Source organism: Streptomyces bottropensis ATCC 25435 (genome assembly GCF_000383595.1).
GTDB classification, from domain to species: domain Bacteria; phylum Actinomycetota; class Actinomycetes; order Streptomycetales; family Streptomycetaceae; genus Streptomyces; species Streptomyces bottropensis.
Genome location: NZ_KB911581.1, coordinates 2,853,037 through 2,877,138 on the forward strand (window position 1 = coordinate 2,853,037; position 24,102 = coordinate 2,877,138).

A 24,102-nucleotide genomic window follows, 5' to 3' on the forward strand; every position below is an offset into this window, starting at 1 on the left:
CGCCCCCGCGGGGATGAATTCACCACCTGTACCAGCGTCCCCTTCCTCCGGAGGCGGACGTGCCGCGCACCAGGAATCCGAGGAGCCACAGCACCAGAACGACCAGTGCGACGTACCAGAGAACCTCGACCGCGAATCCGGCGCCGAAAAGAATCAGCACCAGAAGCAGTACCAGCAGGATGGGAACCATTTCGCGAACCTCCTGCTGGTCCGGGTTTCCTGAATACGCCTTTTCAGGCCGTTTTGCGGCAGAGGATCTCTCCGTGGAGCACGGCGAACCAGCCGTCCTCCCGCCGCCCCCATTCCCGCCAGGCCGACTCGATCGCGCGGAGCCGCTCCCGCGTGGCGTGACCGCCCTCCGTAGCCCGTTCGGCGTATGCGGAGGCGACCGTCCGGTCCGCCCACAGCCCGCTCCACCAGGCCCGCTCGTCCGGCGTGGCGTAGGTCCAGGTGGCGGAGGTGGCCGTGATGTCGGTGAGCCCGGCGCGCAGGGCCCAGGACTTCAGCCGGCGCCCCGCGTCGGGCTCACCGCCGTTGGCCCGGGCCACCCTGCGGTACAGGTCCAGCCAGTCGTCCAGGCCGGGGGACGCCGGGAACCAGGTCATCGCCGCGTAGTCGGAGTCACGGACCGCGATCAGGCCGCCCGGCCTGGTCACCCGCCGCATCTCGCGCAGCGCCTGCACCGGGTCGCCGACGTGCTGGAGCACCTGGTGGGCGTGGACCACGCAGAAGGTGTCGTCCGGATAATCCAGCGCGTGGACGTCCGCCACCGCGAAGTCCACGTTGTCCAGGCCGCGTGCGGCGGCCGTGGCGCCGGCCTGCTCCAGGATGCCGGGGGCGTGGTCGACGCCGGTGACCCGCCCTTCGGGGACCAGGGCGGCCAGGTCCGCGGTGATGGTGCCCGGACCGCAGCCGATGTCCAGGATCGTCATGTGGGGCTGCAGCGAACCGAGGAGATAGGCCGCCGAGTTGGCGGCGGTCCGCCAGGTGTGCGAGCGCAGCACCGACTCATGGTGTCCGTGCGTGTAGACGGCGGTCTCCCGTGCCTTCGACATGGCCGTTCCCCTTCCACGAGGTCCGTGAGGTCCACGAGTTCGTGCTCGAACGGTACGCGACCGTGCCGAATATTGAGACCGCCGTCTTGAATTGTGGACGCACCCCGCCGGGTCAGCGCATCGGTACCGGCCGGTAGACCGTCAGCGCCTCCGGCAGCTTCTGGAGCGTCAGGTCCCCTTGCGCCTCGGCGACTTCGCCGTCGTACGCGAGCAGGGTGCCCGGCGCGATGCCGTCCACCCGGAGCCGTCGTACGCGGACCGCCGCGTGGGCCGGGGTGCGCGTCAGCGGGCCGGCGAGGGCCGCGGCCAGCAGCCGCAGGGCCGGGCGGCGGCCGCCGTGCACGACACGGACGTCAAGCAGTCCGTCGGCCAGGTCGAAACGCCGGGCCGGGGCGAGGCCCAGCCGGTGGTACGTGCCGTTGCCCGCGAACAGCAGCCAGATCGGGCGCGGCCGGCCCTCGAAGGTGGCCTGGAGCGGATGGCGGTCGGCGCGCAGGACCCGCAGGGCCGCGATCACCCCCGCCGGCCAGCCGCCGACCGCCTTCTCCCAGCGCTCGCGCTCCCGCACCAGCTCGGGGTAGACCCCCAGGCTGAACGTGTTGACGAAGTGGCCCTCCGTGTCACCGCTCCTGAAGTGTCCGAGGTCCACCCGGACGGCCTCGCCCTGGCGCACCGCGCGGCCCAGGTCCCGCACGTCCTCCACACCCAGGTCGAACGCGAAGTGGTTGAGCGTGCCGCCCGGGAGCACGGCGAGGGGGAGGCCGTGACGCAGGGCCACCTCGGCGGCCGCGTTCACCGTGCCGTCGCCGCCGCACACGCCGAGCACCCGCGCGTGGGCCGCGGCCTTCTCCAGCTCGGCCCTGACGTCCTCCGGTTCGCACTCCACGGTCTCGGCGCCGGGCAGCACGTCCCGCAGCGCGCGCACCCGGTCCGACGTCCCCGAGGCACGGTTGGCCACCACCACCAGGCCGTCCCCGTCCGGCAGCGCGGGCGCGTCCACGTACGGACGGCCGGGCGGCGGGAGCTGGTCGCGGGTCGGCACCATGCCTCGTACGGCGTAGGCGGCGCCCACGCCCAGGGCGGCGCCCACCAGGACGTCGCTCGGGAAGTGCACGCCCGTGTACACGCGGGACAGTGCCACGGCCGTCGCCAGGGGCGCCACCGCCGCGCCCCAGCCGCGCGACTCCAGGGCGACGCCGGCCGCGAAGGCGGCGGCGGAGGCGGAGTGGCCCGAGGGGAAGGACGTGGTGATCGGCTGCCGCTTCAGCTGCCGGGTCAGCGGGACGGCGTCCAGCACCGGGCGGGGGCGGCGGACGGTCCGCTTGCCGAGCGTGTTGATCGTCGCCGAGGCGAGTGCGAGCGAGGCCACGCCCCGCACCGCTGCCCGGCGGGCCCTCGGACTCCGGGTCGCCGCGATCGCCGCCGCCGTGGCGAACCACAGCACACCGTGGTTCGCGGCGCGGCTGAGCTTCGGCAGGAGGGGGTGCGCGCCCGGCCAGTCGCGGGTCGCCACCGCGTTGAACACGCGGCTGTCGGCGGCGAGGAAACGGTCGCGGAGGATGTGGTGGCCCGGGGGGCGGACGGTGAGGTCGACGTCTGGGGTCATGCTCCACGGGTACCCCATGCGTGCGGAAGCGTGTCGGGCGGGGTGGGGATCGGCGGCAGGGAGTGAATCCACCGGGGGCAGGTCCGGACGGGTCCGGGCAGGTCGGGGCAGGTCGGGCCGGTGTGCGGGAAATGGATTTGCCCGCTCGTTCCCCCGGCTCGGACAATGCGCCCCATGGGACATCTCGAAGCCGCTCATCTGGAGTACTACCTGCCGGACGGGAGGGCTCTGCTCGGGGACGTGTCCTTTCGGGTGGGGGAGGGGGCCGTCGTCGCCCTCGTCGGGCCCAACGGCGCCGGCAAGACGACCCTGCTGCGGCTGATCTCCGGGGAGCTGAAGCCGCACGGCGGGTCGGTGACCGTGTCCGGGGGGCTCGGGGTGATGCGGCAGTTCGTGGGGTCCGTGCGGGACGAGTCGACCGTGCGCGACCTGCTCGTGTCGGTCTCACAGCCGAGGATCAGGGAGGCCGCGAAGGCGGTCGACGCCGCCGAGCACGGGATCATGACCGTGGACGACGAAGCGGCCCAGATGAAGTACGCGCAGGCCCTCTCCGACTGGGCCGAGGCGCGTGGCTACGAGGCGGAGACGCTGTGGGACATCTGCACCACGGCCGCGCTCGGGGTGCCGTACGAGAAGGCGCAGTGGCGGCAGGTGCGCACGCTCTCCGGCGGTGAGCAGAAGCGGCTCGTGCTGGAGGCGCTGCTGCGCGGCACCGACCAGGTGCTCCTGCTCGACGAGCCCGACAACTACCTCGACGTGCCCGGCAAGCGCTGGCTGGAGGAGCGGCTCGCGGAGACCCGCAAGACCGTGCTCTTCGTGTCGCACGACCGGGAGCTGCTCTCCCGCTCCGCCGAGAAGATCGTGAGCGTGGAGCCGGGACCGGCCGGCGCGGACGCCTGGGTGCACGGCGGCGGGTTCGCCACGTACCACGAGGCGCGGTCGCGGCGGTTCGAGCGTTTCGAGGAGCTGCGCAGACGCTGGGACGAGAAGCACGCCCAGCTGAAGAAACTGGTGCTGACCCTCCGTCAGATCGCCGAGAACAGCCCGGACATGGCCTCGCGCTACCGGGCGGCCCAGACCCGGCTGCGCAAGTACGAGGAGGCCGGGCCGCCCCCGGAGCCGCCGCGCGAGCAGGACATCACGATGCGGCTCAAGGGCGGGCGCACCGGCGTGCGGGCGGTCACCTGCGAGGCGCTGGAGCTGACCGGGCTGATGAAACCCTTCGACCTGGAGGTCTTCTACGGCGAACGGGTCGCCGTCCTCGGCTCCAACGGGTCGGGCAAGTCCCACTTCCTGCGGCTGCTCGCCGGCGGCGACGTGGCCCACACGGGGGTGTGGAGGCTCGGCGCACGGGTCGTGCCGGGGCACTTCGCGCAGACGCACGCCCATCCGGAGCTGGAGGGGCGGACACTGCTCGACATCCTGTGGAAGGAGCACGCCCAGGACCGGGGCGCGGCCATGTCCCGACTGCGCCGGTACGAGCTGACCGGGCAGGCCGAGCAGTCCTTCGACCGGCTCTCCGGCGGCCAGCAGGCCCGGTTCCAGATCCTGCTCCTGGAGCTCCAGGGCGTCACCGCCCTCCTCCTCGACGAGCCCACCGACAACCTCGACCTGGAGTCGGCGGAGGCCCTGCAGGAGGGCCTGGAGGCCTTCGAGGGCACCGTCCTGGCGGTCACCCACGACCGCTGGTTCGCTCGTTCGTTCGATCGCTATCTGGTCTTCGGCTCCGACGGCCGCGTACGGGAGACCCCGGAACCGGTCTGGGACGAGCGGCGCGTGGAGCGCGCCCGCTAGCCCCTCGCCCCCCGCGCACGAGGGCCCGGGACCCGGGATCTTCGTACAGTGGAGGGAGGAACGCGAGATCCATGGCTCCCTCCCGGACACCCGTCGGGGTAACGCCCGCCGGACGGGTACCCGGACCCCCTGGAGGAAGACGACGATCGGGGTACCACCATGACCGGAGTGCACCCGGACCAGCTGGACGACCAGCAGCTGATGAAGGAGCTGGAGTCGATCCACCGCACGCGTCACGACACGCTCCTGCACGGTTCGACCGAGGCGCTGCGCACCCACAACGAACGGATGGCGCAACTGGAGGGCGAGTACCTGCGCCGCCACCCGCGCCGGCCGGTCGTCTCGGGCCGCACCCGCGACGGCGCGCGGGATCGGGGACCGGCGGCGCCATGACACCTGACGCGACCGCGCGTGGCGGCGCCGTGACACCTGACGCGACCGCGCGTGGCGGCGCCGTGACACCTGACGCGACCGCGCGTGGCGGCGCCGTGAAACCCGACGCGACCGCGCGTGCGCTGCTGGCCCGGCACGCGCAGGCGCAGGACCTGTTCGGCGCGCGCGTCCGCGCCGTGCGCGAGGACCAGTGGGACGCGGCTACGCCCTGCGCCGAGTGGTCGGTCCGTGACCTCGTCAACCATCTCGTCTCGGAGCAGCTGTGGGTGCCGTCGCTGGTGCGGGACGGCTGCATGATCGAGGAGGTCGGCGACACCTTCGAGGGAGACCTGCTGGGGCCCGACCCGGCGGCCTCCTGGGACACGGCCGCGCGTTCCGCGCGGGAGGCGTTCACCGCGCCCGGCGCGCTCGACCGGACGGTCCACCTGTCCTACGGGGACACGCCGGCGGTCGCCTATTGCGGACAGATGGTCGCCGATCTCGTCGTGCACACGTGGGATCTCTCGCGGGCGACCGGGGCCGACGAGCGTCTGCCCGACGCGCTGGTGTCGTTCGCCACGGACGAGATCACGCCGTACGCGGGGGAGCTGGAGAAGACCGGGCTGTTCGAGGCCGCGGTGGCACCGCCGGCGGGGGCCGACGCGCAGACCAGGCTGCTGTGTCTGCTCGGGCGCAGGCCGTAGGACGTTCCGCCTCGGGCTCGTGCCGTCGCGAGGGACGGTGCCGCTCGTGCTCGTATCGTCGCGAGGAACGGGTCCCCCCGGGCTCTTGTCGTCGCGTCGCGCTCGTGGAGGCCGGGCTGCCTGTCGGACCGCCCGGCCTCCTGCCGCCGCCCTCAGCAGCGGGCCGGCGGGCGGCCCCGGTGACGGTGGGCCGCGATCGCCGCCAGGAACTCGCGGGTGAACTCGTCGCCCACCCGGCCCTGGGCGGTGTCCGTCACGACACCCCGGTCCGCCACCACGTGATGGAACTCCGAGGAGAGGCGTATCCCCTCGGGTCGCAGGGCCGCGACGACGCCCACCCCGGAGCCGAGCGCGCCGATCGGTTTGCCGTGACGGTAGGCGTCGCGGACGAAACGCATGGCGTCGGGGTCGGCCGCGGAGGGCGGGGTGGCCACGGGGCCGCCGGGAAGCAGCACCGCGTCGTAGAGGACGGACGCCATCGTCGGCAGGGCCCGGTCCACGGTGTACTCCGCGCCGTCCGCGCCGCGCACGGTGCCGTCCTCGGCCGCCAGCGCCTCGACGACCGCACCCTCGGCCGCCAGTGCCTCCCGCACACCGGTCACCTGCTCCGCGTCCACGCCGTCCGCGACCAGGACGGCGATCCGGCGGGTGCGGAGGGAACCGGGGCCGCGCTGGGACTCCAGGCTGAGCGCGGGCGAGGTGAGCTTGTACGCCGGCGGCTCGGTGTCCGTCGGGGTCGGAACGCCGATGCCCTTGGCCACCTCGGCCGCCAACCGCGGGTCCACCTTGGCCAGTTGCTCCACCGTGCGGGCCCGGACGGTGAGGGCGCCCACCTTGCCGAGTTCGAAGCGGAAGGCCGCCACGATGTGCTCCTGCTCCCAGGGGGCCATGCTGTTCCAGAACAGGGCGGGCTGGCTGTGGTGGTCCTTGAAACTCTCGCTGCGGCGGCGGATCTTGGCGCCGTCGACGCGCTCGGCGTGGTGGCGGTAGGCGTGCGGGTCGCCGCCCGCGTGGGCCGGACAGCCGCCGCCCAGGGAGTTGGGGAAGTAGTTCGTGCCGCCGTGCACCGCCGACTGGTGGTAGCCGTCACGGTGGTTGGTGCGCACCGGTGCCACCGGGCGGTTCACCGGCAACTGGGAGAAGTTGGGTCCGCCGAGGCGGATCAACTGGGTGTCCAGATAGGAGAAGTTGCGGGCCTGGAGGAGCGGGTCGTTGGTGAAGTCGATGCCCGGGACGACATTGGCGGTGTGGAAGGCCACCTGCTCCGTCTCGGCGAAGAAGTTCTCGGGGTTGCGGTCCAGCACCATTCGGCCGATCGGCCGGACCGGCACCTGCTCCTCCGGAATGAGTTTCGTGGCGTCGAGCAGATCGAAGTCGAAGGCGAACTCGTCCTCCTCCGGCACGAGTTGGACCCCCAGCTCCCACTCCGGGTATTCACCGGCCTCGATCGCGTCCCACAGGTCGCGGCGGTTGAAGTCCGGGTCCCGGCCCTGGCATTCCTGCGCCTCGTCCCACACCAGCGAGTGCGTGCCCAGCTTCGGCTTCCAGTGGAACTTGACGAACGTGCCGCGCCCGTCGGCGGTCACGAAACGGAACGTGTGCACACCGAAGCCCTGCATCATGCGGTAGCTGCGCGGGATCGCCCGGTCCGACATCAGCCACATGATCGCGTGCAGGGTCTCCGGCTGCAGCGACACGAAGTCCCAGAGGGTGTCGTGGGCGGACGCGCCCGTCGGGATGTCGTTGTGCGGCTCCGGCTTCACCGCGTGCACGAAGTCGGGGAACTTGATGCCGTCCTGGATGAAGAAGACCGGGAAGTTGTTCCCGACCAGGTCGTAATTGCCCTCCGACGTATAGAACTTGGTCGCGAAACCGCGCACGTCCCGCACGGTGTCGGCCGAGCCGCGCGGCCCCTGCACGGTCGAGAACCGTACGAAGACCGGGGTGCGGACCGAGGGGTCCTGGAGGAACGCGGCACGGGTGAACTCCGCGCAGGACTCGTACGGTTCGAAGTACCCGTAGGCGCCCGCGCCCCGGGCGTGGACCACCCGCTCCGGGATCCGCTCGTGGTCGAAGTGGGTGAGCTTCTCCCGGAAATGGAAGTCCTCCATCAGGGTCGGCCCGCGCTCGCCGACGGTCAGGGAGTCGTCGGTGTGGTCGACGGCCACCCCCTGGTCGGTGGTGAGAGGCCCCGACGCCGGGTCGTCCGGGTGGGCGGCCTCGCGCTGTTCCCGCTTGCGGTCCATGGGTGAGGTCATCGGGCGGCCTCCTCGGAGAACACGTCCAGGAACGCCTCGCAGAACGCCTTGAGGTCGTCCGGTTTGCGGCTGGTGACGAGCTTGTTGGGGCCGTGGTCGCAGATCCGCACCTGCTCGTCGACCCAGGTGCCGCCCGCGTTGCGGATGTCCGTCCGCAGGCTCGGCCACGAGGTCAGGACCCGGCCCCGGACCACGTCCGCCTCGACCAGCGTCCACGGTGCGTGACAGATCGCGGCGACCGGGCGGCCCCGCTCGAAGAACTCCCGGACGAAGGAGACGGCCTGCTCGTCCATGCGCAGGAAGTCCGGATTGGCCACTCCACCGGGCAGGACCAGAGCGTCGAACGACTCGGCCGGGGTCTCGCCCACCACGGCGTCCACCGGGAACGTGTCCGCCTTGTCGAGGTGGTCGAAGCCCTGGACCCGTCCGGACGTCGTCGACACCAGCACGGGCTCGTGCCCGGCGTTCTTCGCCGCCTGCCATGGCTCGGTCAGCTCGATCTGCTCGACACCCTCGGGTGCGGTCAGGAATGCGATACGCATGGCTGCGATCTCCTCTCGTCAGGTGTGTCCGTCGTTCATGTGTCCGTCGTTCATGTGCGTACGTCGTTCATGTGTGTCCGTGGTTCATGTGCGTACGTCGTTCATCGGGCCACCACCCGCAGGGTGCGCAGCTGCGGGTCCGAGGGGTCCGGCACGTACATGCCGTGCTCCACCCCGGACGCCAGGTACTCCACGACCGCCCGGTTGATCCGCTCGCCCGGGCAGATCACCGGCACTCCGGGCGGATAGGGACTCGCGGGCTCGGCGGCCACCCGGCCCACCGCCTCCTCCAGCGGTACCTGCTCCACCGGGCCGAAGAACGCGTCGCGGGGCAGCATCACGCCCTCCAGCTCCAGTTCCTCCGGTTCGGGCAGCCGGACGGGCGGAGGCGGCGGCAGCGACTCGCGCCGCTTCACGAGCTCGGTGAGGGCGTAGACGAGCGGTGGTCGGGTCGTCGGTCCGTGGTCACACTGTCGTCGTCCATGTTCTCCTTGCCCTCGCTGTCCGTCGTGCCGGGCCCCGGGGCGGAGCCCCGAGCCGCCCGCCGGGGCCGGGAACCGGGCTCGGCGGGCGGCCGCTCAGGTCGGGGTGGAGCCCGGCCGGGTGTCCGGCTCCGCGCGGCTGATGTGGGCGAGTGCCGACTCCGGTTGCCGGGAGACGGCCAGGTCGCCGAGGCTGACCATGCCCACCGGGTGCCCGTCCTCCACGACGGGAAGCCGGCGTATCGCGTGCTCGCGCATCAGCTCCTCGGCGACCGACACCGTCTCGTCCGGGCCGACCACGACCGGGTTCGGGGTGCAGACGGCCTGGGCGCTCACCGTCAGCGGGTCCGCGCCGGCGGCGACCGCGCGCAGGGCGATGTCGCGGTCGGTCAGGACCCCCACGACCTGCCCGTGCGCCGCGACCAGAACGTCCCCGACGTCCTTGGCCCGCATCAGCCGCGCCGCCTCGACGAGCGAGGCGGCCGGGCGGACCGCCACCACCCCTGCCGTCATGACGTCCCTCACGAACTCGGCCATGGGCCCTCCGGGCCTCTCGTCGCTCCGCCCCGACTGCGGGGGCGCACGCACACACCGGCGTGACCTTGCCCGCAGTACCCGTGCGCGAGGGGCCTATGTGTCCCGCTCGTGTGCGGATTCCGTGCCCTCGGCCGAGGGCCGCGCCGCACCGCCCCCGGTCTCGTCACCGGTCTCACCGGTCTCTTCCCCGGCGTCGACCACCGCCTGCGCGAGCCGGTGCGCCGAGTCGTAGCGCGCGTCCCGCGGCAGCCGCTCCAAGGGCTCCACGAGCGCGTCCGGGGCGTGCCGGCCCCGTAGGACCCCGATCAGCTCGGCGGGCCCCGCCGGGAAGGACGTACGGCCCAGGACCCGGGCCAGCTCCAGTTGCAGCGCCGCCACCCGTGTGGGCGCCCGGCTGGGCGTCACCGGCCCGTACGCGACCTCCGGGTCGTCCTCGGCGTAGGGCTCGGGGTCGTGCCACTCCTCCGTCCGGGTGGGATGCCCCGAACGGAGCAACCCCTGGAGTTCCTGCTTCATCTCGTCGTCGCGGTGGGCGCTCAGCCTGTCGCTGCCTCGCTGCATGACTCCCCTTGGATCGTCGGTGGCCCTCGCGTACCCGAACACCCCGGGGCGACACGGACGCATCCCGTCCGGTTCCGCGCGGCGCCCTGGTTTACCCGTCCGCGCGGCGGAGACCCGGCCCGACGCCCCCCCACGGCACGTTCCCCGGGAAGGACCGGACCCATGACGGCTGTCGCTGTGATCATTCCGCTGCTCATGCTCGGCGTCGTACTGGCGCTGGGCCGCTACGAGGAGCTGGTGCTGCCACCCGTCGAGCGGGCCGACCGGCCGGAACAGACCGTGCCGGTCCGCTGAACGGCGACGCGAACGGCGCCCGGTGTCCAGGACCACTTGCCAGGCCACCGGGCACGGCGCACGGACCGCTCAATCCTCCTTGCCGCTGTCGGACAAAAGAGAAGAGTTCAGTCCCCGTGGCCCTGACCTGGGCACTGAACTCTTCGGCCTGTGGGTGACCTTCTGATGGCCGCCCTCGCGCTCGGCCCCGTCATCGCGGGCGTGATCCTCGACCACTTCGCATGGCGCTGGATCTGCCTGCTGCCCGTCCCCGCCTCGCTGCTTGCGCTGGTCGTCGCGGCGAAGCTGCTCAACGATTCCCGTGCCCCGGGCACGCGTCGGCTGGACTGACCCGGCCAGGTCTCCGCAGCCCTGCGGTGAGCTGACAACTGCCACACCTGGTCAGTGACCTACGGCGCCGTATCAGCGAGGATCCGGTCCTCGGCGCCGCACTCCCGCGGCCCGCGCACTCCGATTCCGACGGTTGATAGATGAAGGCCATCGGTGAGTCGGCAGCGGCTTCATCCGGATGTCTTCTACTGGTGGAACTGACGGCAGCTCGCGCATCAACCCCTCCTGCTGACGTGGGCTGCGCCCGGTAGCTACCTCGTGAACACATGTGTCTGCCCCCGCACCCCCGGCGCTGCGCGCGTCATGGGTTGATCCTGCCGAGCTTGACGAGCGGTCGCTCGATCCAGCGCCGTGGCGGCGCCTCTCCAACCACACAAAAACCAACGCACTTCGACAAAACCATTGACCTCCCTATGCCCCACCTCTACTTTTTGACCACTTCCCCGGACTTCGGCCGGTGTATCGGACGGCGATGACGATGCCGGGCAGGCGTGTCCTCCGCGGGGCCTAGTTCGCCGAGCGCCCGTTCCCCCACACGTCTCTTTTGGAGAGCAGATGAGCGCAAGATCCACTCCTCTCGGACTCGCCGACGCTCCGTCGTGTCCTTGCCGTCGGTTAACTCCCCGACCCGCTGGCTGCGGCACCACAGCTACGAACTGAAGCTGGACGTCAACGACGGCGCCACCGCGTTCGCCCGTGACACCAAGTTCCCCTGGACAGCGGGCTTGGCCGAATCCACCTGCACGTTCTTCCGGTCCCACGACTTCCCGACTGGCCACATGACGCACTGGAACCACTCCCTGCGCATCGATCCCGCCTCCACCGCCACCGACCGCGCGGACGCCACCTTCTCCATCGTCTACTGACGCCCCGGCTGAACACGGCGCCGCAGGGCCCAGCGAACCGGCAACCCCAGGCACAGTGGCCCGGGCCGGCGGACACCTGTCGGCCCGGGGCGTCGTGAGACCGGCTTCATTTCCCCTTCCCTCCCTTCCCCTGGAGAGCCGCATGCCCCACCCCGCCGCACGAAGATGGACCAGACGCATCACCGCCCAGGTCCTCGCCGTCGGACTCGCCGTCCTGGGTCTGGCGAGCCTCGACCGGCCCGAGCCGCCGGCGCCCCTGTCCGCCGAACCGGCCGCCGTCAGCACCAACCAGATCGGTGTCACCCCGCCGTCGATGGGCTGGGCGTCCTGGAACACCTTCTTCAGCAGCATCGACCACAATGTGATCAAGCAGCAGGCCGATGCCCTGGTCTCCTCCGGCATGGCTGACGCCGGCTACAAGTACGTCAACCTGGATGACGGCTGGTGGCAGGGCGCCCGTGACGCCAACGGCAACATCGTCGTCGACGAGAATCTGTGGCCGGGCGGCATGAAGGCGATGGCCGACTACATCCACAGCAAGGGCCTGAAGGCCGGCATCTACACCGACGCGGGCAAGGACGGCTGCGGCTACTACTTCCCCACCACCCGGCCCGCCGCCCCCAACACCGGTATGGAGGGCCACTACCAGCAGGACCTGGAAACCTTCCAGCGCTGGGGCTTCGACTACGTCAAGATCGACTGGTGCGGTGGCCAGGCAGAGAAGCTGGACCAGGAGGCGACGTACAAGCAGATCGCCGCCGCGAACGAGGCCGCCTCCGCAGTCACCGGCCGCAAGCTGGTGCTGTCCTTCTGCGAGTGGGGCACCGGACTGCCCTGGAACTGGGCCACCGGTCACGGCGACCTGTGGCGCACCAGCCACGACGTCTTCCTGCGCGGGGAGACGCCGAGCATGACGAAGATGTACCGCAACTTCGACGAATCCCTCCAGTCGGCTGCCCAGCACACTGGCTACTACAACGACCCCGACATGCTGATGGTCGGCCTGAATAGCATGACCGCCCAGCGCAACCGGCTCCACATGAGCCTGTGGTCCATCTCCGGCGCCCCGCTGCTGGCCGGCAACAACGTGGCCACGATGAGCACCGAGACCCGCGACATCCTCACCAACCCCGAGGTCCTCGCCATCGACCAGGACCCGCGCGGCCTGCAGGGCGTCAAGGTCGCCGAGGACACCCGCGGCCTCCAGGTGTACGACAAGGTGCTCTCCGGCACCGGCAAGCGCGCGGTGATGCTGTTCAACCGCACCGGATCCGCAGCGAACATCACCGTCCGCTGGGCCGACCTCGGCCTGACCACCGCCTCCGCCACCGTGCGCAACGCCTGGACCCGCACCGACGCCGGATCCTTCGCCACCGGCTACACCACCTCCGTCCCCGCCAACGACGCGGTGCTCCTGACCGTCTCCGGCACCGAGACCGCCGGCTCCACCTTCGAGGACACCACCACCGCCACCACCCCGACGTTCAGCAACGTCACGGCCTCGTCCGCGGGCACGAAGCTGGTGGACATCACGTACGCCAACGGTGGCACCACCGCGCGCAAGGCCACCATCCAGGTCAACGGCCAGTACGCGTACCGCGTGGCCTTCCCGCCTACCGGCTCGGCCACCACCTACCGCACCGTCTCCGTGCTCGCCCACCTGGCCAAGGGCGCCAACACCGTCAAATTCGCCGCGGTCTCCGGCAGTACCGCACCGGACGTCGACGCTCTCCGCGTCCAGGGCATCCCCGGCACCGACGGGGCAGCCCTGGTCGGCTCCCCCTCGGCCCGCTGTCTGGACATCGAGAAGAACACCAACGTCAACGGCACCCAGGCACAGCTGTGGGACTGTGCCGGCGGGCGCAACCAGACCTTCACGCAGACCTCGCGCGGCGAACTCGTCGTCTACGGCAACAAGTGCCTCGACGCCAACAACAGCGGCACCACCAACGGCACCAAGGTCATCATCTGGGACTGCACAGGCGGCACCAACCAGAAGTGGACCGCCAACTCAGGCGGCACCATCACCAACAACCTCTCCGGCCTCTGCCTCGACGCCTCGAACGCGGCAACCGCCAACGGCACCAAACTGATCCTGTGGACCTGCACCGGAGCGGCCAACCAGAAGTGGACACTCACCTGACACCCCCATCTACCTGACCACCACGGCACGCGTGGGTTCCGGCAGCCCCGCTGACGGTTACCGAAACCCACTGTGCGCAAGCCCTCCTACACCTTCCATCCCGGACCGTCCGCCGCGGCACAACACTGGCCGCGGCGGACGGAATCACGCCCGGAGAGCGGAAGGTGTGAGTCCCCGCCGGTGCTACTTGAGATACGCGGCGAGCGGGAGATCTTCCTCCACAACGAGACGCCCCCGCCGCCGAGCGGCGGGCCAATCGTCGGCGCCGACTCCCGTCGCTGCCTGGACGTGCCGAACGCGTCGCAGACCCACAGCACCCGGGCCCAGCTGAGGGACTTCTCGGGCGGTACCAAGCAGCAGTAGACACGCACCGACGCCGGGGAACTGCGCGGCCTTTCGTGCGCCCACAGAGTGTTTGCAGAAGATTGGCCAGTTCCATTGACGTGCTCTTGGCCGAAACCTATCTTCCTGTCGAAGTTACGTACGGCGTTCGAAATGTCGAACCCGATGGCCGTCAAAGGGGACAGCCCGTGTACCGCACCCGTTATTGGTTCACTCTCGTGGCTCCTCGGCCGGCCCTGCTTGCTCCACTCGTCACCCGGCCCCCAGCTGAGCTGTCTCCGGTCGCTGCCGCATTCAGGCGATAACTGCGGCTCCTCGGCCGCCGATCGGCCCACGCGATGTTCCGCGTCCCGCGACAGCAGGTTCTGTCCCTCAGACACCGCGACCGCGAGCTTCCTCTTCGACCCCGTCTTCACCCGATCATGGCACCCGCAGTTCGACAGGAGACCCACATGGCCAGGCTCCTCGGCCGGCTGGCGGCGATATTGGTCGCCGCCTGCCTACTCTTCACGTCCCAAGCCTTGACCACACCCGAGCAGGCCGCTGCCGCCGACCCGGGCTACCTGATGGTGCACTTCACCGGGGAGGGGTCGACTAACCAGCAGATGTACCTCTCGCACAGCACCGACGGCCTCCATTGGAACGACCTCAACGGTGGAGGCATGGTCCTGCGTTCCACCCTTGGCACGAAGGGGGTGCGCGACCCCGCCCTGGTCCGCGCCCCGGGTGGTGACAAGTACTGGATCATCGCGACCGACCTGTGCATCGACTGCGGGCAGACGTGGAGCCAGTCCATCAACGACGGCAGCCGCAATCTTGTGGTGTGGGAGTCGACAGACCTGGTCACCTGGTCACAGCCGTGGCTGCTCAACGTCGCCGGCGCGATCCCCGACGGGCGCAACGCGTGGGCGCCTGAGGCGATCTGGGACCCTGCGACCAACGACTACGTCCTGTACTGGGCGACGAACAAGCCCCTCAACGGTGCGACGAAGCACCGCATCTACTACGCCCGCACCAGCGACTTCCGCTCCATCACCACCCCGCAGATCTACATCGACCGCCCAGGCAGCCAGGAGATCATCGACACCCAGATCATCGAGGTGCCGGCGGGGGTCGGCAATTACCGCTACGTGCGGGCCTCCGGCGACGGTCAGATCACGCTCGAAGGCAGCAACTCGATCCTCGGGACGTGGACCAACCTCGGCAACCTCTCCGGCATCGGCCTCACCGGCTCTCAGGTCGAAGGCCCGATGTGGATGAAGTTCAACGGTCGCAACGAGTGGGGCCTCTACCTCGACCAGTACGCCTCCAGCGGCGGGTACATGCCGGTAACGACGACCGACCCCTCCAATCCCGCCGCTTACCGGAAGCAGGCGTCGGGAAGCTACAACATGGGCGGCACGAAGAAGCGCCACGGCTGGATCCTGAACATGACGGCCGCCGAGGAGAGCCGCGTGCTCACGCGCTGGCCCAACACCGCGATCAACCGGCTCCAGTCGTACAACTTCCAGGACCGGTACGTGCGGCACACCAACCTCGACGTGCGCATCGACCCCAACGTAAGCCCCGCCCAGGACTCCCAGTTCCGGATGAGAACCGGCCTGGCAGGCTCCGGCACCGTCTCCTTCGAGTCGGTCAACTTCCCCGGCTACTTCCTGCGGCACGCCGGATTCGACTTCCAGCTGGCCTACAACGACGGCACCACCGCCTTCGCCAACGACGCCACCTTCCGCCAGGTCGCCGGGCTCGCCGACGCGACATGGTCGTCGTTCCAGTCCTACAACTACCCCGACCGGTACCTCCGCCACTACGCCTACCAACTGCGGCTCGACCCGATCGCCAACACGACGGGCCGCAGTGACGCCACCTTCCGTGTGACGAGCTGACCCGACAGGGATGCCGGCGCCCTCACGGCGACCCCCCACCCGCCGCCCGCCTTCCAGCGGGAAGGCGTCGGCATCCCACCCAGGAGTGGTTCGTAAGGGAGAGCGAACGACGGTGAAGGCCGCTCGTATGGTCCGGCGGCCGGACGTGTCAGGAGTCCGCAGGCGGCGACGAGTTGTCGAGCCGGATGGAAATTGTTGTCTTCTTCAGGGGAAGTGAGCCCATGCACAGCGTCAGACCTCAGAGCCGTCGAAGATTCCGGCCGGGCGCTCTGGCCGCCGTGGCCGCCGCCTCGCTCCTGGTGGGCGTCGTCGGCCCGGCGGCCCCCGCCCAGGCGGCGGAGATCACCGACGGCCTGGCTCTCTGGTACAAACTCGACGCCACCTCGGGCAGCGTGGCGGTGGACGCCTCGGGCAACGGCCGGAACGGAACTGTCAACGGCGCCGCAGGCTGGTCGAGTGCCGGCGACGGGCTCACGTTCAACGGCTCCGACACCTCCATCAAGGTGCCGGACAACATTATGAGCGGCATGAACTCGATCACCGTCTCGATGGACGTGCAGATCGACGCCACCCAGGCCACGCCGTACTTTCTCTACGGCTTCGGCAACACCAGCAACGGCGCCGGCAACGGATATCTGTTCACCACCGGCAACGCGTTGCGGACCGCCATCGCCTCCGGGGGCTTCTCCACCGAGCAGAACACCCAGGCCTCCGCCGCTCTGCCGCGCTCGGTCTGGAAGCACGTCACCTACACCCAGACCGGCACCATGGGCGTCCTCTACCAGGACGGCGTGGAGGTGGCCCGCAACACCTCGCTCACCCTCACCCCCGGCTCCATCGGATCCGGCATCACCACGGCCAACTACATAGGCAGGTCTCTCTACAACGGTGACAAGCTCTTCAAGGGCAAGATGCGCGACTTCCGGGTCTACAACCGTGCGCTGTCGCCCGGCGAGGTCCTCGAAGTCAGCGGGAACAGCACGGGCATCGCCGCCGCCACCCACCCCTCGCTGAAGATCGCGGCCGTCATCGACGATGCCAACAGCAAGATCACGCTGCCGGTGAAGGAGGGCACGGACCTCACCGCGCTCGCCCCACAGTTCACCCTCGCCCAGGGCGCGTCCATCAGCCCGGCCTCCGGCACACCACGCGACTTCACCGCACCCGTGACGTACGAGGTGACCGGTTCCGACGGCCAGAAGCGCACTTGGACCGTGTCGGCGCTGGTCATGCGGAGCCCGGTCCTGCCGGGGCTCACCGCCGACCCGAACATCGTCCGGTTCGGCGACACTTACTACATTTACCCGACCACCGACGGGTTCGCGGGCTGGAGCGGTACGCGGTTCAAGGCCTACTCGTCCAAGGACCTGGTCCACTGGACGGACCACGGCGTCATCCTGGACCTCGGCCCTGACATCAGCTGGGCCGACGCCCGGGCCTGGGCGCCGACGATGACCGCGAAGAACGGGAAGTACTACTTCTACTACTCCGCCGACGCCAACATCGGCGTCGCGGTCTCCGACTCGCCCACCGGCCCGTTCACGGATCCGCTGGGCAAGCCGCTGATCGCCGGCGGCGCCTTCACCGGCCAGATGATCGACCCGGCGGTCTTCACCGACGACGACGGGCAGTCGTACCTCTACTGGGGCAACGGCCGGGCGTACGTCGTCCCGCTGGGCGACGACATGATCTCCTTCGACGCCTCGAAAGTCACCGACATCACCACCAGTGGCTTCCGCGAGGGCGCCTTCGTCATCAAGCGCAAGGGCACCTACTACTTCACGTGGTCGGAGAACGACACCCGGGACGAAAACTACCGTGTCGCCTACGCCACCGGCTCCTCGCCCACCGGCCCCTGGACCAAGCGGGGCGTCATCCTGGAGAAAGATCTCGCCCTCGGCATCAAGGGCCCCGGTCACCACTCCGTGGTGCAGGTGCCGGGCACCGACGACTGGTACATCGCCTACCACCGCTTCGCCATCCCCGGCGGTGACGGCACCCACCGCGAAACGACCATCGACAAGCTGGAGTTCGACTCCGACGGGCTGATCAAGAAGGTCGCCCCCACCCTGAGCAGCATCACACCGGTCTCCGGTGGCACCGCCCTGCCGACGAACACCACCCGCTCGCTCCAGTCCGTCAACTTTCCCGGCCGCTACGCCACCGTCCGCTCCGACAGTCTCGGCTACCTCGACCCGGTGACCTCCACCAGCACCGCAGCGGTCAAGCAGAGCGCCACCTTCACCGTCATACCCGGCCTGGCCGACTCCGCCTGCTACTCGTTCCGTGACTCGTCCGGCCGCTACCTGCGCCACAAGGACTACCGGGTCCGCTTCGACGCGAGCAACGGCACGGTGCTCTTCAACAAGGACGCCACCTACTGCGCCCGGCCGGGTTCGGCCACCGGCTCGGTCAGCCTGGAGTCGTACAACTACCCCGGCCGCTACCTCCGCCACTACAACTACGAACTGCGCGTCGACCCCTTCCAGGACAACGCCACCTTCCGCTCCGACAGTTCTTTCACGGCGGTCAACCCCTGGGCCTGATCGCCTTCCCCCGCTGGACAGGTGACCCGCACAGCTTTGGCCTGCGGGTCACCTGGCTGCCGTGCCCGACGCACCATCGGCGAGGTCCTCGCTGTTTCGGGCGGGGGACCGGCTGGGGCCGGAGCCGTTGCGGGTGCTGTTCGCCACGACTGTCAAGCCGATGGCCACCGAAGCGACGACGGGTGCGTTCTGGCGGGGCTTGCGGCTGCCGGCCGTGGACGGAACCTGCTGGGACCCTTGCGGACAGCGAAGCCGACGAGGCCGTCTTCGGGAGGCCGGGCAACGGCCGCGGGACGGGCCGGAGCGCGTATCCCCAGGTGCGGATGGCCGCTCTGGTGGAGGTGGGCACGCCTGCGGTGCTGGACGCGGAACTCGCCGGCTAGCCGCACCGGGGGAGTCCCCCCTGGTCGGCCGCCTGCCCGGCTCCTACGGCCCGGGACAACTCGTCCTGGCCGACCGGGAGTTCCTCGGCACGGGGTTGTGGTGGGCCTTCACCACCACCGGCGCTGATCCGCTGGGTGCTCTATCGGGAGGCCAGGCTCCGGAGGACTGCTGAAGAGAGCGAAGCGGGCAGGACGCGCAGCGTTCGAACCAGCGCGGCCGTCGCCCAGGGGAAGTACGCCTGCGCCGGTTCCCTTTCCAGAGCGCGTATGACGCAGCGTGCCGCGTGCTCCGTGCTGACCTGGAAGGGCTTGGGCAGTCCGTCGGCGTTGACCCGGTCGGTCGCTACGAAGCCGGGTGGATGCTGGTGAACCGGATCTTCTTGGGCGCCAGTTCGACGCGCGCGGAGTCGATGAGCGTGCGGGCGGCCGCCTTCGCTGCGCAGTAGGGGCCTTGGCGGGGAATGTTCCATGAGCCCTGCCAACGAGTTGGTGTGGGTGATCAGGCCACCGTGCGGTTGGTTTCCCATGTGTGTGATCAGCGGGTCGAGGTAGTTGACGACGACGTCGTAGTTCAGCGCCATGATCCGTGACACGTCTGCCACGCTGACGTCGTCCGTCGTCCATCGACATGTCCGGTCCCTGGCCGGCGTTGAGCAGGGCGATGTCGATGGATCCGTACTCGGCGACGGCGGCCGCCCCCACATCGGCGGGCCCCTGCGGGTCCAGGGCATCGGCAGGAATGTCCAGGCAGGCGCTGCCGGCGGCTCGTACGTCCCTTGCCAGGGCTGCCAGTTCGGGGTCGCGTCGTGCCGTGGCGACCAAGCGGTTGCCACCGTGGCCGAGCCGGCGTGCCACCTCCGCGCCGATCCCCGTTGAAGCGCCGACGATCAGAATCGTCCGGTCCGTGATGCTTGCCATGGCGTTCCTTGCTGACGTGGTGGAGAGATGCCCCCTACCGGGACCCCTCCTTCGACTACCTCGACACCTGCCGGGGAGTGGCGCCCCGGTAACGGGGTCCGCCTCGCGGCGGTGACGGGCAACTGCACGGTGACGGGACGCGCGGACGCCACCCTCAACCGTGCTGGGGTACGGCTGGGCACGGCTGATTTCGATGATCGAGGGCCTGCTGCGGCACTGCACGGACGCCGAGATCGAGTCCAACCACGTCGACACGCACGACACGAGTGTCGTCGGATTCGCCTTCACCGAGCTGCTCAACTTCCGTCTGCTGCCGAGGCTGAAGAATGCCGGCAGCATCCCCCTGTACCGACGCCCCGTCCGGCTGGCCTGCGCTCGGTGCCTCCCTGACGCGCAATCCGCTGGGAGACCCACGGCGGCCTCCAGGCCGTGGAGAAGTGGAACAGCGCGAACACCGTGCTCCACTACCGCCAGGACGGCGCCCTGACCGGCCCGGACAAGGAGCACGCCGAAACTCAATGCTCGCCCTCCACCTGCTGCAGTCCGCGCTCGTTAACACTCAGCTGGTGCAGCAGGTCCTGGCCGAGCCGGCGTGGGCATCAAGGCTGAGCGACGAGGATGCCGCAGCCTGACCGACCGCGCGGTTCTGGTCCAATGCCAACCCGTACGGCACCTTCCGGCTGGACATAGACAAACGCCTCGACCTGGGGCCCGCCGCTGCCGTGCCACGGCTGCGCACACCGACGGACGCCGCCGGCCAGTCCGGCGTGCGTCTGGCCTGATGCGGTCCTGCGCAGTGCGGGAATCGTCAGCGCGGCCTGCTGAAGCGACGGACCGGTCGAGCTGTGCCGGCAGCACGCGCTGGCCACCTGTGACCGGCTGCCGTCGACATGGCCATGGCTGCCGGCGAGGGTGATGACGAGCAGGCTTCACCAACGCAGGCGGTGCCCAGATGGTGGCGGACCGGTCGTCAGGCCGGGTTCGACGTGCCGGTGACGACGTCCACCGCATGGCGGCGGTGGACGGCGAAGAGCGGGAGCGCGGCCTGGGCGTCGCGGGCGCGCAGGGCGGCGGCCAGCGCCTGGTGCTCCTGGGGGATGCAGTCGAGGTAGCCCTCGGTGCTGAGGCCGATGCGGGTCAGCAGGAACAGGTGGACCTGGCAGCGGATGGTCTCCCAGGCCGCGACGAGACGCTGGTGGCCGGTGGCGGCGAAGACGGCGTCGTGGAAGGCGATGTCCAGGCGGACCATGGCGTGCGAATCCGTCGTACGGTCCATCACGCCGGCCGCCTTCTCGATGGTGGCGAGGTCCTCCTCGGAGGCGTGTGCGATGACCTGCTGGACAGCGAGATCCTCAAGCGCGCCGCGCAGGCTGTCCAGCTCGGCGACATCCTCGGCGGACAGCGTCGTGACCACGGTGCCCCGGTGCCAGGCGCAGTGCACGAGTCCCTCGCGCTCCAGTACGCGCAGAGCCTCACGCACCGGCCCCCTGCTGACCTGCAGTGTGCCGGAGAGTTCGACCTCTCGCAGCGGTGCCCCGGGGGCGTACGCGCCGCTGAAGATCGCCTCCCGGATCCGGTCGGCGACCTCGTCGGCCAGTCCGCGGCGGCGGGCGGGGGCCACCGCGCGATCTCCTGTGGGTTGACTCTTCTCCATGTCGTGATGTTAACATTCTATCGTTGTCGCAATGTCAACATTGAGACAACTGGATTGACCGGTCGTTCGGTCAGGAGAGGGGCGATTTGCATGAAGGTGTTCCAGATCGGTGCCGCCGGCGGTGTCGGCAGGAGGCTCGCCGGCCTGCTGTCCGCGCGCGGCGACGAGGTGACCGGCATGCACCGCAGCCCGGCCCAGGCCGACACGATTCGCGCGACCGGTGCGACGCCGGTGACCGGCGATCTGATCGCCGACTCTGTGGAAGAGCTCGCCGGCAAGCTGGCCGGGCACGACGCAGTGGTGTTCTCGGCCGGTGCCCACGGGACCGGCATGGACAAGACCACGCTCATCGACGGCAAAGGCCTGGAGAAGGCAGCCGCTGCGGCCGAGATCTCAGGAGTCCCGCGCTTCGTCCTCGTCTCCGTGTTCCCCGACGCTTTGCGCGGCGGTGGAGCGTCCGAAGGCTTTGAGCACTATGCCAGGGTCAAGAAGAGCGCGGACGTCTATCTCACCCGCACCAGTCTGGACTGGTTGATCGTCCGCCCGGGCACGCTGCTGGACGGACCGGGTACCGGGCGGGTCGCCGCCGGGCCCGCTGTCGAATACGGCGACGTACACCGCGACGATGTCGCCGCGTTCATCGACGCCGCCCTGCACGAGCCCGCCCTCAGCCGCGTCATCGTCGAGCTGACCTCCGGCGACACCCCCGTCGCGGACGCGGTCGCGCGCCTCGCCTGAGCTTGGCGCTCCTGCCCGCCCCTGCATCCCCCGCCAGAGAAGGACAGCCGCCTTGACTGCGATCGATTCCTACAGCCATGGCGTCTCGGGCGAGCGCGAGTTCGGCTTCGCCCAGGCCATCAGGGTCGACCACACGATCTATGTCTCGGGCCAGCTCTCCCATGACGCAGAGGGCAGCTTCCTCCACCCCGACGACTTCGACGCCCAGAGCGAGCAGGTCTTCGCCAACTTCGAGAAGGTCCTCGCCCACTACGGCGCCACCCGCAACCAGGTCGTGTCCGAGACCCAGTGCATCGTTGACCTGCCGAAGTACGACAACGCGATGGCGGCCGCCAACCTGGCCTACTTCGGCGACCATCGCCCCACCAGCAGCACCATCGGCGTGGCCCACCTGTTCTTCCCCGGCCAGCTCATCGAGACCAACTTCGTCATCGACACCCGTCTGCCCGCCTGATGGCACAGGCGTACTGGAGCTCGGTCTTCACCAGCTCCGCGGACGAGACATGGGCCGTCGTCCGGCGGTTCAACGGCCTGCCCGACCGGCACCCGGCCATCCGGGCGAGCGGGATCATCGGGGGCGAGGGCGGGCTCACCCCCGGTGCGGTCCGCCTTCTCACCGGGGTGGACGGCGGCATCTATCGGGAACGGCTCGTGGGCCTGGACGATGCCGGCCGGAAGCTGAGTTACGAGATCGTCGAGGCACCGCTGCCGGTCCGTGGCTACCGCTCGACGTTGCACGTCCAGCCCGTCTCCGACACCGGCGGCGCCTTTCTCAGCTGGCACGCCACCTTCGAGCCGGCCGAGGGCACCACCGCCCAGGACGCCACCGCAATCCTCGAAGCCGCCTACGCCCCCGCCCTCGCAGGCCTCCACACGATCATCGCCTGACCCCGGACGGCAGCCGCCACGTCCGGGGGCATCGATCACCGACCATGAAAGAAGCACCCCCCGCATGAGTACCCTGTTCACCCCCCTCACCCTGCGATCCCTTGAGATACCCAACCGGGTGTGGATGTCCCCGATGTGCATGTACTCCGCCGCGGCCCAAGGCCCGGACACCGGTGTGCCGACCGACTTCCACCTCACCCACCTGGCCTCCCGCGCCGCTGGCGGGGCGGGCCTGGTCATGGCCGAGGCCACCGGTGTGCGCCCCGACGGGCGCATCAGCCCCTGGGACCTGGGCCTGTGGAACGACCGCCAGCAGGAGGCGTTCACCCGCATCGTCAAGGCCGTCAAGGCGCACGGCGCCGTCCCGGCCATGCAGCTCGCCCACGCCGGCCGCAAGACGTCGATGGACAAGCCCTGGCTCTCCGACCGGTACGTGCCCGAGGCCGAGGGCGGCTGGCAGCCCGTCGCCCCCAGCGCCATCGCGTTCGGCGGACTGGCTGTTCCTCATGAACTGACCGTGGAGGAGATCCAGCAGCTTGTCCGGGACTTCGCGGACTCCGCGCGGCGCGCGCTGGCCGCCGGGTTCCAGGTCGTCGAGGTGCACGGCGCCCACGGCTTCCTGATCAACTCCTTCCTCTCCCCGGCGTCCAACCACCGCACCGACGCCTACGGTGGCAGCTTCGAGAACCGCCTCCGCTTCGTCCTGGAGGTCGTCGACGCCGTCCGCGCGGTGTGGCCCGAGGACCTGCCGGTCTTCTTCCGCACCTCGGCCACCGACTGGCTGACCGAGAACCCCGAGGACCAGCGCGAGGGCTGGACCGGGGACGACACCGTTCGCCTCGCCAAGGAACTCCAGGCCCACGGCATCGACCTGCTCGACGTGTCCACCGGCGGCATGGTCCCCGACGCCAAGATCGTCGCCGGACCCAACTACCAGGTGCCCTTCGCCACCCAGGCACGCCAGGCCACCGGCATCCCCACCGGCGCCGTCGGCATCATCACCGAGCCGCAGCAGGCCGAGGACATCCTCACCAGCGGGCAGGCCGACGCGGTCCTCCTCGGCCGTGAACTCCTGCGCAACCCCTACTGGCCACAGCACGCCGCGCTCGCGCTCGACGCCGAGCCGACCTGGCCCGACCAGTACGCCTACGTCGTCAAGCGCCACAAGCCCTGACAAGACAGCAGCGTGCCGAGCCATCTCAC

At 70.0% G+C, this 24,102-nt stretch carries 24 protein-coding genes and 2 pseudogenes; 15 read left to right on the plus strand and 11 right to left on the minus strand.

The features are described 5' to 3' along the window. Positions 1-19 precede the first annotated feature (19 nt). The 3 genes from STRBO_RS0112505 to STRBO_RS0112515 all read right to left on the minus strand — a co-directional run bounded on the left by STRBO_RS0112505 (position 20) and on the right by STRBO_RS0112515 (position 2,661). Positions 20-190, minus strand: a complete 171-nt coding sequence (locus STRBO_RS0112505; protein ID WP_005482372.1) for a hypothetical protein — start codon at positions 188-190, stop codon at positions 20-22. A gap of 43 nt (positions 191-233) precedes the next feature. Next, complete coding sequence (locus STRBO_RS0112510) at positions 234-1,055, minus strand: methyltransferase domain-containing protein (protein WP_005482373.1); 822 nt, start codon at positions 1,053-1,055, stop codon at positions 234-236. 112 nt (positions 1,056-1,167) lie between these two features. Next, positions 1,168-2,661 (minus strand): bifunctional phosphatase PAP2/diacylglycerol kinase family protein, encoded by a 1,494-nt coding sequence (locus STRBO_RS0112515; RefSeq protein WP_005482375.1) that lies wholly within the window; start codon positions 2,659-2,661, stop codon positions 1,168-1,170. Between the two features lie 174 nt (positions 2,662-2,835). On the opposite strand from STRBO_RS0112515, the gene STRBO_RS0112520 reads away from it, so the two are divergent. From STRBO_RS0112520 to STRBO_RS0112530, 3 genes are all read left to right on the plus strand, one after another. After that, positions 2,836-4,455: an ABC-F family ATP-binding cassette domain-containing protein gene (locus tag STRBO_RS0112520; protein ID WP_005482376.1), complete on the plus strand. Its 1,620-nt coding sequence runs from the start codon at positions 2,836-2,838 to the stop codon at positions 4,453-4,455. A gap of 159 nt (positions 4,456-4,614) precedes the next feature. Then, entirely contained in the window at positions 4,615-4,848 is a 234-nt protein-coding gene (locus STRBO_RS0112525; RefSeq protein ID WP_005482377.1) for a DUF6158 family protein, read from the plus strand. A gap of 95 nt (positions 4,849-4,943) precedes the next feature. Next, the gene (locus STRBO_RS0112530) at positions 4,944-5,531 is read left to right on the plus strand and encodes a TIGR03086 family metal-binding protein (RefSeq protein WP_005482378.1); all 588 of its coding nucleotides are present in this window, start codon (positions 4,944-4,946) and stop codon (positions 5,529-5,531) included. Positions 5,532-5,683: 152 nt separating this feature from the next. On the opposite strand, the gene STRBO_RS0112535 is transcribed toward STRBO_RS0112530, so the two are convergent. The 5 genes from STRBO_RS0112535 to STRBO_RS0112555 form a co-directional block, all read right to left on the minus strand. Further along, entirely contained in the window at positions 5,684-7,789 is a 2,106-nt protein-coding gene (locus tag STRBO_RS0112535; protein ID WP_005482379.1) for a catalase, read from the minus strand. Next, on the minus strand, positions 7,786-8,331 hold the full coding sequence (locus STRBO_RS0112540; protein WP_005482380.1) for a type 1 glutamine amidotransferase domain-containing protein: 546 nt from the start codon (positions 8,329-8,331) through the stop codon (positions 7,786-7,788). Before STRBO_RS0112540 ends, STRBO_RS0112535 begins: the two co-directional genes overlap by 4 nt. A gap of 101 nt (positions 8,332-8,432) precedes the next feature. Continuing rightward, positions 8,433-8,747 (minus strand): Orn/Lys/Arg family decarboxylase, encoded by a 315-nt coding sequence (locus STRBO_RS0112545; protein WP_005482381.1) that lies wholly within the window; start codon positions 8,745-8,747, stop codon positions 8,433-8,435. A gap of 162 nt (positions 8,748-8,909) precedes the next feature. Further along, entirely contained in the window at positions 8,910-9,350 is a 441-nt protein-coding gene (locus STRBO_RS0112550) for a CBS domain-containing protein (protein WP_005482382.1), read from the minus strand. A 93-nt stretch (positions 9,351-9,443) separates the two neighbouring features. Then, the gene (locus STRBO_RS0112555) at positions 9,444-9,911 is read right to left on the minus strand and encodes a DUF2795 domain-containing protein (RefSeq protein WP_005482383.1); all 468 of its coding nucleotides are present in this window, start codon (positions 9,909-9,911) and stop codon (positions 9,444-9,446) included. 162 nt (positions 9,912-10,073) lie between these two features. On the opposite strand from STRBO_RS0112555, the gene STRBO_RS45390 reads away from it, so the two are divergent. From STRBO_RS45390 to STRBO_RS40065, 7 genes and pseudogenes are all read left to right on the plus strand, one after another. Then, entirely contained in the window at positions 10,074-10,205 is a 132-nt protein-coding gene (locus STRBO_RS45390) for a hypothetical protein (protein WP_005482384.1), read from the plus strand. Positions 10,206-10,355: 150 nt separating this feature from the next. Beyond that, on the plus strand, positions 10,356-10,535 hold the full coding sequence (locus tag STRBO_RS0112565) for a hypothetical protein (RefSeq protein ID WP_005482385.1): 180 nt from the start codon (positions 10,356-10,358) through the stop codon (positions 10,533-10,535). Between the two features lie 599 nt (positions 10,536-11,134). Continuing rightward, positions 11,135-11,401, plus strand: a complete 267-nt coding sequence (locus STRBO_RS0112570; protein WP_005482386.1) for an AbfB domain-containing protein — start codon at positions 11,135-11,137, stop codon at positions 11,399-11,401. A gap of 142 nt (positions 11,402-11,543) precedes the next feature. After that, positions 11,544-13,544: a lectin gene (locus STRBO_RS0112575; RefSeq protein ID WP_005482388.1), complete on the plus strand. Its 2,001-nt coding sequence runs from the start codon at positions 11,544-11,546 to the stop codon at positions 13,542-13,544. Positions 13,545-13,724: 180 nt separating this feature from the next. After that, complete coding sequence (locus tag STRBO_RS0112580; RefSeq protein ID WP_005482389.1) at positions 13,725-13,907, plus strand: RICIN domain-containing protein; 183 nt, start codon at positions 13,725-13,727, stop codon at positions 13,905-13,907. 431 nt (positions 13,908-14,338) lie between these two features. Then, complete coding sequence (locus STRBO_RS0112585) at positions 14,339-15,772, plus strand: glycoside hydrolase family 43 protein (RefSeq protein WP_020114264.1); 1,434 nt, start codon at positions 14,339-14,341, stop codon at positions 15,770-15,772. A gap of 260 nt (positions 15,773-16,032) precedes the next feature. Continuing rightward, positions 16,033-18,318, plus strand: a pseudogene (locus STRBO_RS40065) (family 43 glycosylhydrolase); the annotation flags it as partial. A 523-nt stretch (positions 18,319-18,841) separates the two neighbouring features. On the opposite strand, the gene STRBO_RS44540 reads toward STRBO_RS40065, so the two are convergent. Both STRBO_RS44540 and STRBO_RS44545 read right to left on the minus strand, forming a co-directional pair. Next, the gene (locus tag STRBO_RS44540) at positions 18,842-19,282 is read right to left on the minus strand and encodes a Rossmann-fold NAD(P)-binding domain-containing protein (protein ID WP_245170681.1); all 441 of its coding nucleotides are present in this window, start codon (positions 19,280-19,282) and stop codon (positions 18,842-18,844) included. Positions 19,283-19,382: 100 nt separating this feature from the next. Next, a pseudogene (locus STRBO_RS44545) lies at positions 19,383-19,619 on the minus strand (SDR family NAD(P)-dependent oxidoreductase); the annotation flags it as partial. 193 nt (positions 19,620-19,812) lie between these two features. Between STRBO_RS44545 and STRBO_RS41560 the strand changes: the two are divergent. Then, positions 19,813-20,106 carry a Tn3 family transposase gene (locus STRBO_RS41560; protein ID WP_158690974.1) on the plus strand — a complete coding sequence of 98 codons (294 nt, stop codon included), beginning with the start codon at positions 19,813-19,815 and terminating at the stop codon, positions 20,104-20,106. Positions 20,107-20,589: 483 nt separating this feature from the next. Here STRBO_RS41560 and STRBO_RS0112610 read toward each other — a convergent pair whose 3' ends face one another. Then, positions 20,590-21,273, minus strand: coding sequence for a GntR family transcriptional regulator (locus STRBO_RS0112610; RefSeq protein ID WP_005482399.1), 684 nt, complete (start codon positions 21,271-21,273; stop codon positions 20,590-20,592). A 90-nt stretch (positions 21,274-21,363) separates the two neighbouring features. Between STRBO_RS0112610 and STRBO_RS0112615 the strand changes: the two genes are divergently transcribed. The 4 genes from STRBO_RS0112615 (at position 21,364) to STRBO_RS0112630 (ending at position 24,073) form a co-directional block, all read left to right on the plus strand. Further along, entirely contained in the window at positions 21,364-22,011 is a 648-nt protein-coding gene (locus tag STRBO_RS0112615) for an NAD(P)H-binding protein (protein ID WP_005482401.1), read from the plus strand. A 52-nt stretch (positions 22,012-22,063) separates the two neighbouring features. Beyond that, on the plus strand, positions 22,064-22,465 hold the full coding sequence (locus STRBO_RS0112620) for a RidA family protein (RefSeq protein WP_005482410.1): 402 nt from the start codon (positions 22,064-22,066) through the stop codon (positions 22,463-22,465). After that, entirely contained in the window at positions 22,465-22,899 is a 435-nt protein-coding gene (locus STRBO_RS0112625) for an SRPBCC family protein (RefSeq protein ID WP_005482412.1), read from the plus strand. The genes STRBO_RS0112620 and STRBO_RS0112625 overlap by 1 nt, the downstream gene beginning before the upstream one ends. Positions 22,900-22,963: 64 nt before the next feature. Next, positions 22,964-24,073 (plus strand): NADH:flavin oxidoreductase/NADH oxidase, encoded by a 1,110-nt coding sequence (locus STRBO_RS0112630; RefSeq protein WP_005482414.1) that lies wholly within the window; start codon positions 22,964-22,966, stop codon positions 24,071-24,073. Positions 24,074-24,102: the final 29 nt, after the last annotated feature.